This is a genomic window from Enterobacter sp. CP102 (assembly GCF_025152625.1).
Classification (GTDB): Bacteria; Pseudomonadota; Gammaproteobacteria; order Enterobacterales; family Enterobacteriaceae; genus Enterobacter; species Enterobacter soli.
Genome location: NZ_CP104014.1, coordinates 3,725,131 through 3,740,865 on the forward strand (window position 1 = coordinate 3,725,131; position 15,735 = coordinate 3,740,865).

The 15,735-nt window shown below is 55.2% G+C and carries 12 protein-coding genes; 1 reads left to right on the plus strand and 11 read right to left on the minus strand.

Annotation, left to right across the window (positions count from 1 at the left end; translation table 11 throughout):
* Positions 1-22: 22 nt before the first annotated feature.
* The 3 genes from mazG to rlmD all read right to left on the minus strand — a co-directional run bounded on the left by mazG (position 23) and on the right by rlmD (position 4,462).
* Entirely contained in the window at positions 23-814 is a 792-nt protein-coding gene (gene mazG / locus N1249_RS17515) for a nucleoside triphosphate pyrophosphohydrolase (RefSeq protein WP_259831640.1), read from the minus strand.
* Positions 815-880: 66 nt separating this feature from the next.
* On the minus strand, positions 881-3,112 hold the full coding sequence (relA, locus tag N1249_RS17520; protein ID WP_259831642.1) for a GTP diphosphokinase: 2,232 nt from the start codon (positions 3,110-3,112) through the stop codon (positions 881-883).
* A gap of 51 nt (positions 3,113-3,163) precedes the next feature.
* On the minus strand, positions 3,164-4,462 hold the full coding sequence (rlmD, locus tag N1249_RS17525; RefSeq protein ID WP_259831649.1) for a 23S rRNA (uracil(1939)-C(5))-methyltransferase RlmD: 1,299 nt from the start codon (positions 4,460-4,462) through the stop codon (positions 3,164-3,166).
* A gap of 57 nt (positions 4,463-4,519) precedes the next feature.
* Here rlmD and barA point away from each other — a divergent pair, with 57 nt between their 5' ends.
* A complete protein-coding gene (barA, locus tag N1249_RS17530; RefSeq protein WP_259831651.1) occupies positions 4,520-7,279 on the plus strand; it encodes a two-component sensor histidine kinase BarA in 2,760 nt (919 codons plus the stop codon).
* An 82-nt stretch (positions 7,280-7,361) separates the two neighbouring features.
* Here the strand turns inward: barA and N1249_RS17535 are convergent, their stop codons facing one another.
* From N1249_RS17535 to syd, 8 genes are all read right to left on the minus strand, one after another.
* Positions 7,362-8,507, minus strand: a complete 1,146-nt coding sequence (locus N1249_RS17535) for a glycerate kinase (protein ID WP_259831653.1) — start codon at positions 8,505-8,507, stop codon at positions 7,362-7,364.
* 87 nt (positions 8,508-8,594) lie between these two features.
* Positions 8,595-9,932, minus strand: coding sequence for a glucarate dehydratase (gudD, locus tag N1249_RS17540; protein ID WP_259831656.1), 1,338 nt, complete (start codon positions 9,930-9,932; stop codon positions 8,595-8,597).
* Positions 9,933-9,944: 12 nt separating this feature from the next.
* Positions 9,945-11,288 carry a glucarate dehydratase family protein gene (locus N1249_RS17545; protein ID WP_259838209.1) on the minus strand — a complete coding sequence of 448 codons (1,344 nt, stop codon included), beginning with the start codon at positions 11,286-11,288 and terminating at the stop codon, positions 9,945-9,947.
* Positions 11,288-12,643, minus strand: coding sequence for a galactarate/glucarate/glycerate transporter GudP (gene gudP, locus N1249_RS17550; RefSeq protein ID WP_014071570.1), 1,356 nt, complete (start codon positions 12,641-12,643; stop codon positions 11,288-11,290). The genes N1249_RS17545 and gudP overlap by 1 nt, the downstream gene beginning before the upstream one ends.
* 338 nt (positions 12,644-12,981) lie before the next feature.
* Positions 12,982-13,431 carry a flavodoxin gene (locus tag N1249_RS17555; RefSeq protein WP_014071571.1) on the minus strand — a complete coding sequence of 150 codons (450 nt, stop codon included), beginning with the start codon at positions 13,429-13,431 and terminating at the stop codon, positions 12,982-12,984.
* A 21-nt stretch (positions 13,432-13,452) separates the two neighbouring features.
* Complete coding sequence (gene truC / locus N1249_RS17560) at positions 13,453-14,232, minus strand: tRNA pseudouridine(65) synthase TruC (protein WP_259831664.1); 780 nt, start codon at positions 14,230-14,232, stop codon at positions 13,453-13,455.
* Positions 14,229-14,558, minus strand: a complete 330-nt coding sequence (locus N1249_RS17565; protein WP_259831666.1) for a YqcC family protein — start codon at positions 14,556-14,558, stop codon at positions 14,229-14,231. Before N1249_RS17565 ends, truC begins: the two co-directional genes overlap by 4 nt.
* 619 nt (positions 14,559-15,177) lie before the next feature.
* Positions 15,178-15,723: a SecY-interacting protein gene (syd, locus tag N1249_RS17570; RefSeq protein WP_259831668.1), complete on the minus strand. Its 546-nt coding sequence runs from the start codon at positions 15,721-15,723 to the stop codon at positions 15,178-15,180.
* Positions 15,724-15,735: the final 12 nt, after the last annotated feature.

A 15,735-nucleotide genomic window follows, 5' to 3' on the forward strand; every position in this document is an offset into this window, starting at 1 on the left:
TGCGCTTGATCGCAAAAATCCGTTAGAGATCAGATTCATGGCGTTTTACTTCCTGCCAGACTTCTTCCATCACATCGAGGTCTACGCCCGTCATTTCCAGGCCACGCGAGGCCACAATCCGCTCAACTTCGCGAAAACGACGCTCGAACTTAATGTTGGCTTTTTGCAGCGCGGTTTCCGCTTTTACACCCAAATGGCGCGAAAGATTGACAGTCGCAAACAGCAGGTCGCCCATTTCTTCTTCCAGTTTTGCTTCATCCACGACGGCCTGTTGCGCTTCGTGCATCACTTCGTCGATCTCTTCATGCACTTTGTCCAGCACCGGGCCAAGAGAGGTCCAGTCGAAACCGACGGTGGAGCAGCGTTTCTGAATTTTATGCGCGCGCATCAGCGCAGGCAGATTCAGAGGGATGTCATCCAGCGCGGAATGCTGGGATTTTTCGGCGCGCTCTGCGCTTTTAATTTGTTCCCAGCGGGTCAGCACTTCCGCGCTGTTACCTGCGGTGGCGTCGCCGAAGATATGCGGATGCCGACGTTCCAGCTTGTCGCTGATGGCGGCACAGATATCGTCAAAATTAAAACGCCCTTCTTCCTGTGCCATCTGGGCGTAAAACACCACCTGGAACAGCAGGTCGCCCAGCTCACCGCGCAGGTCGTCGAAATCTTCACGGGAGATGGCGTCCAGCACTTCATAGGTTTCTTCGAGGGTATATGGCGCGATGGTGGAAAAGGTCTGCTCTTTGTCCCACGGGCAGCCGTTTTCCGGGTCGCGAAGACGTTTCATGATGCCGAGCAGGCGGTCGATTTGAGTCATAGTACTGTCCTGATGAAAAAATGCCGGGTGGCGGCGTTGCCTTACCCGGCCTACAGAAGAGGATGTTTAGCCGCCGTGCAGACGACGTGCGTCAATCACATCCGGCACCTGGTTCAGTTTGCCAAGCACGCGGCCCAGCACCTGCAGGTTATAGATTTCGATAGTCATATCGATGGTGGCGAGCTGTTCGCGGGTATCGCTGCGGCTGGCTACGCCCAGCACGTTGACCTTTTCGTTGGCGAGAATGGTCGTGATATCACGCAGTAAACCACTGCGGTCATTTGCCGTAACGCGTACCACCAGCGAATAGCCAGCAGAGTAGCTCTCGCCCCAGACTGCATCGACAATACGCTCCGGTGCATGGGATTGCAGTTCGGCGAGCTGGTCGCAATCCGAACGGTGAATGGAGATCCCGCGCCCCTGAGTGATAAAGCCGACAATATCATCACCCGGAATTGGCTGACAGCAGCGGGCGATGTGATGCATCAGATTCCCGACGCCCTCTACCACCACGCGGCCGTTATCTTTGCTGCGCTGCTGCGGAGCGTAGCTTTTCTGCTGAAGCTGTTTCAGCGCGGCGGCATCCTGCTCTTCTGCACTTGGCTTGTTGAACTGAGCTTGCAGGAAATTCACCATCTGATTCAGACGGATGTCACCCCCGCCGATAGCGGCTAACAGTTCATCCAGCTCGTTAAAGTTGTAGCGCGGCAGCAGGAACTTCTCCGCTTCTTTCAGGCTGATGCCAATATGCTCTAGCTCGTCGTCCAGGATCTGACGGCCTGCAAGGATGTTCTTGTCACGATCCTGCTTGCGGAACCAGGCATGAATTTTGGAGCGCCCGCGGCTGGTAGTCACGTAGCCCAGGTTCGGATTCAGCCAGTCACGGCTTGGATTCGGCTGCTTCTGGGTGATAATTTCAATCTGATCGCCCATCTGGAGCTGGTAGGTGAACGGCACGATACGCCCACCAATTTTGGCCCCGATGCAGCGGTGCCCCACATCGCTGTGGATGTGGTACGCAAAGTCGAGCGGTGTAGACCCCGCCGGCAGGTCAACGACATCACCTTTCGGGGTAAAGACATACACCCTGTCATCAAAGACCTGGCTGCGAACTTCGTCGAGCATTTCGCCGGAATCCGCCATCTCTTCCTGCCACGCAATCAGTTTGCGCAGCCAGGCAATGCGGTCTTCATGGCCAGAACGTGCGCCGCCGGTTGTGCCTTCTTTGTATTTCCAGTGCGCGGCAACGCCCAGCTCGGCATCTTCATGCATCTGTTTGGTTCGGATCTGGATTTCAACCGTTTTGCCGCCAGGGCCAAGCACCACGGTATGAATAGACTGGTAGCCATTCGGTTTTGGGTTCGCGACATAGTCATCAAACTCATCCGGCAGATGGCGGAAGTGGGTGTGCACTATCCCCAGCGCGGCATAGCAGTCCTGCAAGCGCTCGGCCACGATACGCACCGCACGCACGTCAAACAACTCGTCAAAGGCGAGGTGCTTCTTCTGCATTTTGCGCCAGATGCTGTAGATGTGTTTTGGTCGACCGTACACTTCGGCACGCACATTCTCTTCTTTCATCGACTGACGCAACCCGCCGACAAACTCATCGATATAGTGCTCGCGGTCAATGCGACGTTCATGCAGAAGCTTGGCAATACGCTTATATTCCGCCGGGTGCAGGTAGCGGAAGCAGTAATCTTCCAGCTCCCATTTCAGCTGCCCGATACCCAGACGGTTCGCCAGCGGCGCATAGATATTTGTACACTCTTTGGCCGCCAGCACGCGTTCATCTTCCGGCGCATCCTTCACTTCGCGCAGGTGCGCAATACGCTCGGCAAGTTTAATGACCACGCAGCGGAAGTCATCCACCATGGCCAGCAGCATCCGACGGACGTTATCGACCTGTTCAGAGGAGACAGAATCAGTATGGGCAGCTTTCAGCTGGCGGATAGCCGCCATGTCACGTACGCCATGGATCAACGCCACAACGGGTTTGCCGACGCTCTCAACCAGCACATCCTCAGAAACCACGTCCGCATCTGCCAGTGGGAACAGGAGCGCTGCCTGTAGCGTTTCGATATCCATGTTGAGCATGGAGAGGATTTCGACCATCTCAATACCGCGCCACAGCAGTAGCTCAGCATCAGAATGCCCTTGCGTGGTGCGCAGACAATAAGCCCAGGTTTCGGTTAAGCGTTCACACGATTGCTGGCTGGAAATCCCCAGACTTGCTATCCATTTTTGTGGGTCAAACTCACCAGCTTTATTGAGATGTGCACTTCTTACCGCAACCATTGTCCTCTCCTTTAGGGACCAGGGCCTGTCGAAGTCGACAAGCCAAACTCATCATATGTGCTCGAACAACACCATTGATTCCAGATGCCCAGTGTGCGGGAACATGTCCAGCATTGCCAGACGCTGAATTTGGTAACCCGCCTGGGTTAATGTCTCGCTATCTCTGGCAAGCGTGGCCGGGTTACAGGAAACATAGACCACGCGCCTGGGTGCGAGTTTAATAATATGCTGCATCACGCCAGGTGCGCCAGCGCGCGCCGGGTCGAGTAAAATCTTGTCAAAGCCCTGCTTAGCCCACGGCTGCCGGGTGACATCTTCCTCCAGATTTTGATGAAAGAATGTCACATTTTGCAACCCATTCAGTTGAGCGTTCTCCTGCCCTTTTGCCACCAGCGCCTCGACGCCTTCCACGCCCACGACGCTTGACGCTTTCTGGGCCAGCGGCAGCGTGAAATTACCCATACCGCAGAACAGATCAAGCACCCGATCAGTGGGTTGTACATCCAGCCACGCCAGCGCTTTTTCTATCATTTGCTGATTCACGCCGTCGTTTACCTGAATGAAATCACGCGGACTGAACGTTAAGCGTAGCCCGTTTGACGCATACCAGGGAGCCTCTCCTGTAACCTGCTCAAGTATCTCGCTTTGTGGCGCGAGGAAAAGCGCAAGCTCGTGAGAATGCGAAAAGCGTTCCAGTTTTTCACGGTCTTTTTTCGACAGTGGTGCGGTATGGCGCAGCACCATAAGCGGCCCATTGTTTGCCAGCACCAGTTCAACGTGCCCCAGATGACGAATGCCATCCAGCTCAGACAGGCAGGAACGCACTTCCGGGAGCAATGCCTCAAGTTGGGGCACCAAAATGGGGCACTGTCGGATATTTACAATATCGCTGGAGCCTGCTTTGCGAAAACCCATTTCCAGCTGTTCGGTTTTGGGCTGATAGCTGAGGCTCAGACGGGCGCGGCGGCGGTAACCCCAGGGCTTATCGGCAATAATGTCATTAACCTCATGCCTGATAAGACGCGCCAGCGCGTGACTTTTACTTTTTTGCTGAAGGGCGACGCTGGCGTGCTGCTGCTGGCAACCGCCACATACGCCATAATGAGGACAACGTGGTACAACACGTTCAGGGCTTTCACTCAGGCGACGTTTGACCTGGCCGCGGGCATACTGACGTTTATCTTCCGTCAGGGTAATTTCTGCTCGTTCATCAGGCAGCAAACCTGTTATAAACAAGGCCTTACCATTATGACGAGCGACCCCCTGACCAAAGGGATCGAGGTCTGTGGCTTCAACAGTTATGATCTGACGCGTCGTCACGCGTCGCTTTGCAGAGTAGAATTGCGCCATCGCCGAGATTGTTCTCACATAAACATAATTAGCTTAATTGTCCCATAACGGAACTCCATGACCAACTACAGCCTGCGTGCACGCATGATGATTTTGATCCTCGCCCCTACCGTTCTCATCGGTTTGCTGCTGAGTATCTTCTTTGTGGTGCACCGCTATAACGATTTGCAGAGACAGCTGGAAGATGCCGGCGCCAGCATTATCGAGCCGCTGGCAGTGTCCAGTGAATATGGTATGAACCTGCAAAACCGCGAGTCCATTGGTCAGCTCATCAGCGTGCTCCACCGGCGTCATTCCGAGATTGTGCGCGCGATATCGGTCTACGATGAACATAACCGCTTGTTCGTCACCTCTAACTTTCACCTCGATCCGGCCGAGCTGAAAATCCCGGATGGTTCGCCGTTCCCGCGTCATCTCAGCGTGCTGCGCCGGGGTGATATCATGATCCTGCGCACGCCTATCATTTCGGAAAGTTATTCGCCTGATGAATCCGCCATGTCGGATGCCAAATCCAGCAGCAATATGCTGGGATATGTGGCGCTGGAGCTGGATCTCAAGTCGGTGCGTCTACAGCAGTATAAAGAAATCTTCATTTCTGGCGTGATGATGCTGTTCTGTATCGGCATTGCGCTGATATTTGGCTGGCGCCTGATGCGCGACGTCACCGGGCCTATCCGCAATATGGTAAATACCGTCGACCGCATTCGTCGCGGGCAGCTCGACAGCCGCGTGGAAGGTTTTATGCTGGGCGAGCTGGATATGCTGAAAAACGGCATCAACTCGATGGCGATGTCGCTGGCAGCCTATCACGAAGAGATGCAGCATAACGTCGACCAGGCGACTTCCGATCTGCGCGAAACGCTGGAACAGATGGAAATTCAGAACGTCGAGCTGGATCTGGCGAAAAAACGTGCTCAGGAAGCCGCACGTATCAAGTCAGAATTCCTGGCGAACATGTCTCACGAACTTCGTACGCCGCTGAATGGCGTTATCGGCTTCACCCGCCTGACGCTGAAAAGCGAGCTGAATCCAACCCAGCGCGATCATCTGCACACTATTGAGCGCTCCGCCAACAACCTGCTGGCGATCATTAACGACGTGCTGGACTTCTCCAAGCTGGAAGCCGGAAAACTGATTCTGGAAAGCATTCCTTTCCCGCTGCGCAGCACGCTGGACGAAGTGGTGACGCTGCTTGCCCACTCCTCGCACGATAAAGGGCTGGAGTTAACACTCAACATTAAAAATGACGTGCCGGATAACGTGATTGGCGATCCCCTGCGTTTGCAGCAGGTGATCACGAACCTGGTGGGTAACGCCATTAAATTCACCGAAAGCGGTAACATTGATGTGCTGGTGGAAAAGCGGGCGCTCAGTAACAACAAGGTGCAGATTGAAGTGCAGATCCGCGATACGGGCATTGGTATCCCGGAACGTGACCAGTCGCGCCTGTTCCAGGCCTTCCGTCAGGCGGATGCCAGTATTTCCCGCCGTCATGGCGGCACGGGGCTTGGGCTGGTTATCACGCAAAAACTGGTGAAAGAGATGGGCGGGGATATCTCCTTCCATAGCCAGCCAAACCGCGGTTCAACCTTCTGGTTCCATATTAGCCTCGACCTCAATCCAAACGTGCTCACGGATGGCCCGGTCACAGACTGCCTGAAAGGGATGCGTCTGGCCTATGTCGAGCCTAACGCCGCAGCGGCCCAGAGCACGCTGGACGTTTTAAGCTCTACGCCGCTGGAGATTATCTACAGCCCGACTTTCTCCGCCCTGGCGGTGGAGCATTACGATATCCTGCTGATGGGTATTCCGGTCACCTTTACCGGCGAGCTGACCATGCAGCAGGAGCGCCTGGCGAAAGCCGCATCGATGACCGATTACCTGCTGCTGGCGCTACCGTGCCACGCCCAGATTAATGCCGAAGAGCTGAAAAACGACGGTGCGGCCGCCTGCCTGCTTAAACCGCTCACCGCCACGCGACTCCTGCCGGCGTTGACGGAATACTGCCGCCTGAGCCAGCACGCTTTGCCGCTGGTTAATGATGAACAGAAGCTGCCGATGAGCGTCATGGCGGTGGACGATAACCCGGCGAACCTGAAGCTCATCGGCGTATTGCTGGGGGATCAGGTTCAGCATGTCGAGCTCTGTACCAGTGGCGCTCAGGCGGTCGAGCAGGCCAAACAAATGCAGTTCGATCTGATCCTGATGGATATTCAGATGCCGGGCATGGACGGCATTCGCGCCTGTGAATTGATTCGTCAGCTTCCTCACCAACAGCAGACCCCGGTGATTGCCGTTACGGCGCACGCGATGGCGGGCCAGAAAGAAAAACTACTCAGCGCCGGAATGAACGATTATCTGGCAAAACCTATCGATGAAGAGAAGCTGCACAATCTGCTGTTGCGCTATAAACCGGGCCATATTGGCGGAACGTACACGCCACCGGCAGAAACCGTTGAGAGCACGATAAACCATAACGCCACGTTCGACTGGCAGCTGGCGCTGCGCCAGGCCGCGGGCAAACCCGATTTGGCGCGCGAAATGCTGCAAATGCTGGTGGCGTTTTTGCCGGAAATCCGCAACAAGATCGAAGAACAGCTGGTGGGTGAACATCCCGAAGAGCTGCTGGAAGCGATCCACAAACTCCACGGCAGCTGTGGTTACAGCGGCGTACCGCGGCTGAAAAACCTGTGCCAGCTGGTGGAACAACAGCTGCGCGCCGGAACACCGGAATCAGAGCTTGAACCTGAGTTCCTGGAACTGCTGGATGAGATGGATAACGTGACGCGGGAAGCGATGAAGGTATTGGGGAGCTAGAGGAAATGCCGGGTGACGGCTTCGCCTGACCGGGCCTACAAGTGCGTACCTGTAGGCCGGTCAGCGGAGCGCAACCGGGCGTTTACAGCCGAAGCCCTTGTCCCGCTCGCAAGGTTGCCGCGATATTCCTCGCGGCCATCTGCACATTTTCACGCGCATTTTCCAGCGCATCTTCCAGCGAGCAGATGGTGTAAATCACGCTAAACACCGCGTCGATACCATGATCATGAACCACACCTACATCCGCAGTCAGGCTTCCCGCAATTCCGATAACAGGTTTGTTAAAGCGTTTCGCGACCTTTGCCACGCCAACGGGCACTTTGCCATGAATAGTCTGGCTGTCGATACGACCTTCCCCGGTGATAACCAGATCCGCATCAGCAACCTGCTCGTCAAGGTGCAATGCGTCGGTCACAATTTCGATACCCTGGCGCAGCTGCGCGCCGCAAAACGCGTACAACGCGGCGCCCATGCCACCAGCCGCACCACCGCCCGCCAGATGTAAGACATCGATATCCAGATCCCGGGCGATCACTTTCGCGTAATGGGCAAGCGCGTTATCCAGCATCACGATCATCTCTGGCGTGGCGCCTTTCTGTGGCCCAAACACCGCCGATGCACCCTCTTCACCGGTTAACGGATTTGTGACGTCGCAGGCGACTTCTATCCGGCAATCGGCAAGGCGTCTGTCCAGGCTGCTTCTGTCTATTTTCACCAGCCGCTCCAGCTCGCTGCCGCCAGGGCCAATGGCGTGCCCCTCGGCATCCAGCAGCCTGGCACCCAGCGCCTGCACCATGCCTGCACCGCCGTCGTTGGTCGCGCTGCCGCCAATGCCAATAATAATATGCTTAACCCCCACATCCAGCGCATGACGGATGAGTTCACCGGTTCCCCAGGAGGTTGTTTTTAATGGGTTGCGTTGAGAAGGGACGACCAGCTCCAGGCCGCTTGCCGCCGCCATTTCAATAAATGCGCTTTGTTCGTCGCCGGATAACCCGTAGAACCCTTCCACGCGTTCACCCAACGGGCCCGTGACGGGTACGTGAACAATTCGCCCACCGGTGGCAGCAACCATCGCCTCAACGGTACCTTCACCGCCATCAGCGACCGGCAGTTTGACGTACTGCGCTGACGGGAAGATCTCGCGAAACCCCTGCTCTATCGCTGTCGCTACCTCAAGAGCACTCAAACTTTCCTTATACGAGTCCGGTGCGATAACTATTTTCATAAGCCATCCTTACGCATGTTAACTACGTTAAGCATACACCCGCCAGGTTGTCGAAAATGCCGATTCCCTCAGGAACCGGCAATACGCTTAACGCACCATGCAAGGGCGTTTGTTGTTGAAGGTCCAGTTCGGGATCAGATACTGCATCGACATTGCGTCATCACGCGCGCCCAGACCATGCTTCTGGTACAGCTCATGCGCCTTCATCACCTGATCCATATCCAGCTCAACGCCCAGACCTGGCGTTGAAGGAACCTGCACCATACCGCCTTTGATTTCGAACGGCTGTTTGGTCAGACGCTGGTTGCCTTCCTGCCAGATCCAGTGGGTATCGATAGCGGTAATATTGCCGGGGGCAGCGGCAGCGACATGGGTAAACATCGCCAGCGACACGTCGAAGTGGTTATTGGAGTGTGAGCCCCAGGTCAGGCCAAACTCGTGGCACATCTGCGCGACGCGTACAGAGCCCTGCATCGTCCAGAAGTGCGGGTCAGCCAGCGGAATATCGACAGATTGCAGAGAGAGCGTATGCCCCATCTGACGCCAGTCGGTCGCAATCATGTTGGTTGCCGTTGGCAAGCCGGTGGCGCGACGGAATTCCGCCATCACTTCACGCCCGGAGAAGCCTTGCTCAGCGCCGCACGGATCTTCTGCATAGGCCAGCACGCCTTTCAGCTGCTTGCCAATTTTAATGGCTTCATCGAGCGACCAGGCCCCGTTTGGATCCAGCGTTACACGCGCCTGCGGGAAACGTTTTGCCAGGGCGGAAATCGCTTCAGCCTCTTCCTCACCCGCCAGTACGCCGCCTTTCAGTTTGAAATCGTTGAAGCCATATTTTTCGTAAGCGGCTTCTGCCAGGCGAACCACCGCATCCGGGGTCATCGCCTCATCATGGCGGAGGCGATACCACTCGCATTTTTCATCCGGCTGGCTCTGGTACGGCAGTGGCGTTAGCTTACGGTCACCGATAAAGAACAGATAACCAAGCATTTCTACTTCACTACGCTGTTGTCCCTCGCCCAGCAGTGACGCCACGTTTACGCCCAGATGCTGACCGAGCAGATCCAGCATCGCCGCCTCAATACCCGTGACAACGTGAATAGTGGTCCGCAGATCAAAGGTTTGCAGACCACGCCCGCCGGCATCCCGATCGGCGAAGGTGCTACGCACCGCATTCAGCACGTTTTTATACTCGCCGAGGGTTTTACCCACGACCAGAGGAATGGCATCTTCCAGCGTCTTACGGATTTTCTCTCCACCCGGAATCTCGCCCACCCCGGTATGGCCGGAGTTGTCTTTGATAATCACAATATTGCGGGTGAAGAATGGGGCATGTGCGCCACTCAGGTTCATCAACATGCTGTCATAACCCGCAACCGGAATGATCTGCATGGAGGTAACTACAGGGGTAGAAAATGTGCTCATCGTTCAATCCTTTTATTTGTGACGTCCAAAAACAGGGCGTTTGCGATCAAATGTCCAGCCAGGGATAAGGTATTGCATCGGGCCTGCGTCATTACGCGCGCCGCCCGGCAGTTTTTTATACGCCTCATGCGCTTTGTGGATCTGATCCCAGTCAAGCTCCACACCCAAGCCTGGCGCATCGGGTACCGCGATTTTGCCGTTTTTGATTTCCAGCGGGTTTTTCGTCAGACGGGCTTCGCCCTCCTGCCAGATCCAGTGGGTGTCGATGGCGGTTGGGTTGCCCGGAGCCGCTGCCCCCACGTGGGTAAACATTGCCAGCGAAATATCGAAATGGTTGTTAGAGTGGCAACCCCACGTCAGGCCCCAGTCATCGCAAAGCTGCGCAACCCGCACCGCACCGGAAAGCGTCCAGAAATGCGGGTCGGCCAGCGGAATATCAACTGAATTCAGCATGACCGCATGACCCATTTCGCGCCAGTTGGTCGCAATCATGTTGGTTGCCACCGGCAATCCAGTGGCGCGACGGAATTCCGCCATCACTTCACGGCCGGAGAAACCCTGCTCTGCGCCGCATGGATCTTCCGCGTAGGTCAGCACATCACCCAGGCCTTTGCATAAAGCGATAGCTTCATCGAGCAGCCACGCGCCGTTTGGATCGACGGTGATACGGGCATCCGGGAAGCGCTTTTTCAGCGCGCGGGCACTTTCAATCTCTTGCTCGCCCGGCAATACGCCGCCTTTCAGTTTGAAATCTTTAAAGCCGTAACGATCCTGCGCCGCTTCAGCCAGGCGAACCACCGCCTCACTGGAAAGCGCCTCCTGATGGCGCAGGTGATACCACTCGTGGCCACCCGGTGAACTTGCCAGGTATGGCAGGTCCGTTTTGTTTCGGTCGCCAACATAGAACAGATAACCCAGAACCGTTACCGCATCGCGCTGCTTGCCAGGCCCTAACAGTTCACACACCGGGACATTCAGCGCCTTGCCCAGCAGGTCCAGGAGCGCGGCTTCCAGCGCGGCAACCGCATTCACACGCAGTTCAAACGTCCAGGCGCCTTTGCCGAAGGTATCAAAATCAGCAGACTGGTTGCCCTTATGCACCCGCTGAACCACTTTATTCAGACGGCCCACTTCCTGCCCCACAACCTGTGGAATAGCATCGACCAGCGTCTGGTAAATCACCTCACCACCCGGCGCTTCACCAACACCTGTATTGCCGGCGCTATCGGTCAGCACCACGATATTGCGGGTAAACCAGGCATTATGCGCGCCGCCGATATTGAGCAGCATACTGTCCTGCCCCGCCACCGGGATGACCTTCATTTCCGTGACGATTGGGCTTGATTGCGTTGTCATCATCCACGCTCCGCAACAGGTTTCAGTTCGATACGTTTGATATCACCCACCAGCACCAGGTAGCTCAGTACGGCAACCAGCGCATGGACACCCACGTAAATCAGCGCGCCGTTAAAGGAGCCGGTAGTGCCAACGATGTAACCGATCGCGATAGGGGTAACAATGCCGGAAATGTTGCCGAACATGTTGAACAGACCACCGCTCAGGCCGCTGATCTCTTTTGGCGCAGTATCCGCCATCACCGCCCAGCCCAGTGCACCGATCCCTTTGCCGAAGAACGCCATCGCCATAAAGCCGATAATCATCCATTCCGCACTCACGTAGTTACAGAACACCATGGTCATCGAAAGCAACATGCCGAGCACGATTGGCGTTTTACGGGCGATATTCAGGGAGCCGGTACGACGCATCAGCCAGTCAGAAATTACGCCCCCCAGCACGCCGCCGACAAATCCGCAGACCGCAGGGATTGAGGCAACAAACCCTGCTTTGAGGATAGTCATCCCACGCGCCTGGACCAGATAAACCGGGAACCAGGTGATGAAGAAGTAGGTTAAGGCGTTGATGCAGTACTGGCCCAGGTAAATACCGATCATCATGCGCGAGCCAACCAGCTGTTTGATTTGCCCCCACTTCTGGCTGAACGGCACTTTTGTTTGCGTGTTCTTCTGATCCATATTGATCAGCGCACCGCCTTCAGCAATGTACTCCAGCTCTTTCTTGTTCACGCCAGGATGCTGGTTTGGTTCGTGGATCACTTTCAGCCAGATGAAACTGATGATGATCCCAAGCCCGCCCATAAAGAAGAAGACGTGCGACCAGCCCACTTCCTGCGTCAACCAGCCCATAATCGGGGCGAAGATCACCGTGGCGAAGTACTGTGCGGAGTTAAAAATGGCTACCGCCGTTCCCCTCTCCTGCGCCGGGAACCAGGCCGCTACTATACGGCTGTTGCCGGGGAAGGAAGGTGCTTCGGCTAACCCTACCAGGAAACGCAGGGTGAAGAGCGCAACGATAATGCCAAAGCCGCTGAAGATATCGACGAACCCCTGCAACAGGGTAAACATCGACCAGATAAAGATGGACCAGAAATAGACACGTTTGGAGCCAAAGCGATCAAGCAACCAGCCACCCGGGATCTGACCTATAACATAGGCCCATGAAAATGCAGAGAAAACGTAACCCATGCCAACCGGATCAAGCCCGATATCTTTTGCCATTTCAGACCCGGCAATCGACAGCGTGGCGCGGTCACCATAGTTAAAGGACGTGACGATAAACAACATCACCACAATCCAGTAGCGAGCATTCGTGCGCTTCTCAGCGCTGCTGGCAGCCTGGCTTAATGTACTCATAGTTGCACTCCTGAATCCTGGCTTTCGCCGGTTCATTCTGTACAGCACCTGTAGGGTAATCAGAATGAGGTTAGTGTTTAGCAGTTTTGGTACGGCTTAACGCCGTTTTATAGTGAAGCACTGCCTTTTTAGTAACTGACGGGGAAAGTATATGAAGGAGTCACCCTTTCCCTCACCGTGCATGAACACAACATTGACGGCAAGGTAAGAGGTTGTTTGTGGCATAAGCCCAAACCACTGGAAGGTACTTCACGGAAATGAGGATTTTGAGTGGTAGGTCTCGCCGGGTGGCGGTAGCGCCTTACCCGGCCTAAAAAACCTGTTGGCCAGGAATGGTATTATTTTAACAGTGTCGCCCAGTGTTCAACCCACGGGTTTGATTCGCTTTCCGGCTCCGGATGTTCACCGGCGTCAATCAGCAGCATCTCACCCACGCGCTGAGCGCTTTGCTCCTGCAACAGAGCGTCGAACTGCTTGCCGCCGCCGCAGAAATTAGCGTAGGAGCTGTCGCCCAGGGCAATGATGCCGTAGTGAACGTCAGGCTGATAGCCAAGCTGGTCTTTGATCCCCTGGAAAAGCGGAACGATACTGTCCGGCAGATCGCCCTGGCCGGTGGTCGAGGTCACCACCAGGATGTATTTGTCCTGGTACTTTTTCCAGTCGTCCAGCTCCGGGTCTTCATACACCGTGGCCTTGTGGCCCTGGTTTGCGAGGATCGCTTCGGCTTCTTCTGCCACCAGCAGTGAGTTACCGTACATCGTGCCAACAAAAATGCCGACTTCAGCCATGTGTTGCTCCGTTAATTTTTGCTATTGCTGTTCATCCTGAACGCTGCCTGACACAAACTCAACCCTTTCATTTTCGGGGAGTTGCCCCATCCAGCCAAACTGTGACAAGGCCTGCATCCAGACATCGTCCAGCCCCGCATGGATTGTCAGCGGTTCACCGGTAAACGGGTGCGTAAGACTTAGTTCGCTTGCGTGCAGCATCAGACGATGGCAACCAAAGTGCTCGGCCGCGCTGCGGTTCTGGCGCAAATCACCGTGCTTGCTGTCGCCGATAATCGGATGGCGCAGATGCGCAAGATGGCGGCGCAGCTGGTGTTTGCGCCCGGTTTTGGGCAAAAGCTCAACCAGGCTGTATCGCGTGGTCGGAAACTTGCTGGTGGCTACCGGCATTTCCGTGGTCGCCATGCCGCGATAGTCTGTCACCGCGGGCTGCGGGCCTTTATCATCGCGGGCAAATTTATCGGCAATTTTATCCAGTTCTTCCACCAGCGGATAATCCAGCCGGGCGGCATCTGTCAGCCAGCCGCGCACGATAGCGTGGTAACGTTTCTGGATCTGATGCTGTTCAAACTGCTGTGACAGCAGGCGCCCTGCCTCGCTGGAAAGCCCCATCAGCAACACGCCGGATGTCGGCCTGTCCAGGCGATGCGCGGTAAACACATGCTGACCAATCTGGTCACGCACGGTCTGCATCACCACCACTTTTTCGTCGCGATCGAGCCAGCTACGGTGAACCAGCCAGCCTGAAGGTTTATTCACCGCCACCAGCCATTCATCCTGATACAGGATTTCAAGCGTCATTCATCATCACCCGCAAACAGCGCATCCAGACGTTCCAGCTCAATCAGGAGTATTTCACGCGCCGGGTGGGTGACGTCCAGCGCCATTTCATAATACGGCGACACGGCAAAAGCCTGAGGGAGCGGATGACCTCCGTCCAGTAACGCGTGCATACGTGGGACAAGTACCCATTGCAGCCACTCAACAGGCTCAAGCGTATCCAGGCAAAAAGGCTGTGTACTTGCGAATGCTTCCGGCTGCGGAGAGACCGCCTGCCAGAGCTGATGCTGACGTAATACTGCTTCAATGGCGTGCAGCTGGGCACGCACGTTGTCGTGACGCGTCATGAAAACCTCGACCGAAAAACACAATGGCGCGAAGCATAACACTGCCGAAGGGGGAAATAAAAAAAGGGAGCACTGTATAAACAGTGCTCCCGGTTCGTTTCGCAGCATTCCAGCTACAATTCGTGCTCCCTGCTCATCCTTGACAACTTTTCCTGAAGCCCGAAGGCCTGGTCATCCGTAAACCTTTGCATCCTGCTCACATCATCCTGACGTGAATGTTTCATCCTGAAACGTCCCGGTATTCCTGACCCACCGCCCATCCTGACCGGCTCTCATTCTCCTTCCTGGAGGTGTCCCTTACGCGTCCTGCGTGATCCTTTTGCTTCATCCTGAAGCCTTCCTGAAGCGCCATCCTGACGTGTCCTGTGTGAGAAACGCCATCATCCTGATGTTCGTTTCTCGTGTCGGCATCCTGTCGACAGAGATAGAATCCGCTATTCCGCTTCGTCTTACAACCCACTCTGTCAGCGCTGTAAGACTCATCTCAACACGCAAAATTAATTATCTTATTGAAAATAATAAATTTAATAGAAAAAGGTGGATGAGATTTAACTTAACGATGCGTCGATCTCTCACAAACCTTGTAAGAGATCTCTCACACGCGCTATAGCATGATGGATTACAGAAGAGGCTCAAGCCGGATAAGGAAATCCGCAAGTGAAGGGGCGAGAACGTCGCGATTGCGGGTGCCGAGTGTCTCTTTAATCACTTCACCAGACAGATTGCAGACGGAGATAACGTCCAGTTCACTGTCGAGCGTGGCAATAAAAAGTGTCGGAGAAAGTTTAAGACGCTTTTGCGTGACCAGATGGCCAATCAGGTTTTCCTGAACACGCTGGAGATCGTCTTCGCTCCAGGTTTGCAGCAATGTTAGCGATATGTCGGCAAAGCGCGCGGTCATATCCCCTGCAAATTGCGTGGTGTAAAACGCATGAACCGCTGGTTGTACCACAAGGTCCATTGCGCGTTCAACCGCATTTACATTTGGCTCCCCGCTGAACAGCTTCGGCTGCCAGATAACGCAATCGTCCAGAGTCGAGATGACGCATGGTGAAGGAACGCCATATAAGTCAGCGCTTTGCGGCCATGTTCCTTTCGCTTCTTGCCATGCATCGCAGTAGCAAGTTGTAAATGTGGTCAGGGCATTTGCAGTTTCGATATCCACCGATTTCTCTCT

Bases quoted from the DNA above. Each gene is read 5' to 3' on its own strand.
- mazG (WP_259831640.1), bottom strand. From the start codon at position 814: ATGACTCAAATCGACCGCCTGCTCGGCATCATGAAACGTCTTCGCGAC.
- relA (WP_259831642.1), bottom strand. From the start codon at position 3,112: ATGGTTGCGGTAAGAAGTGCACATCTCAATAAAGCTGGTGAGTTTGAC.
- rlmD (WP_259831649.1), bottom strand. From the start codon at position 4,462: ATGGCGCAATTCTACTCTGCAAAGCGACGCGTGACGACGCGTCAGATC.
- barA (WP_259831651.1), top strand. From the start codon at position 4,520: ATGACCAACTACAGCCTGCGTGCACGCATGATGATTTTGATCCTCGCC.
- N1249_RS17535 (WP_259831653.1), bottom strand. From the start codon at position 8,507: ATGAAAATAGTTATCGCACCGGACTCGTATAAGGAAAGTTTGAGTGCT.
- gudD (WP_259831656.1), bottom strand. From the start codon at position 9,932: ATGAGCACATTTTCTACCCCTGTAGTTACCTCCATGCAGATCATTCCG.
- N1249_RS17545 (WP_259838209.1), bottom strand. From the start codon at position 11,288: ATGACAACGCAATCAAGCCCAATCGTCACGGAAATGAAGGTCATCCCG.
- gudP (WP_014071570.1), bottom strand. From the start codon at position 12,643: ATGAGTACATTAAGCCAGGCTGCCAGCAGCGCTGAGAAGCGCACGAAT.
- N1249_RS17555 (WP_014071571.1), bottom strand. From the start codon at position 13,431: ATGGCTGAAGTCGGCATTTTTGTTGGCACGATGTACGGTAACTCACTG.
- truC (WP_259831664.1), bottom strand. From the start codon at position 14,232: ATGACGCTTGAAATCCTGTATCAGGATGAATGGCTGGTGGCGGTGAAT.
- N1249_RS17565 (WP_259831666.1), bottom strand. From the start codon at position 14,558: ATGACGCGTCACGACAACGTGCGTGCCCAGCTGCACGCCATTGAAGCA.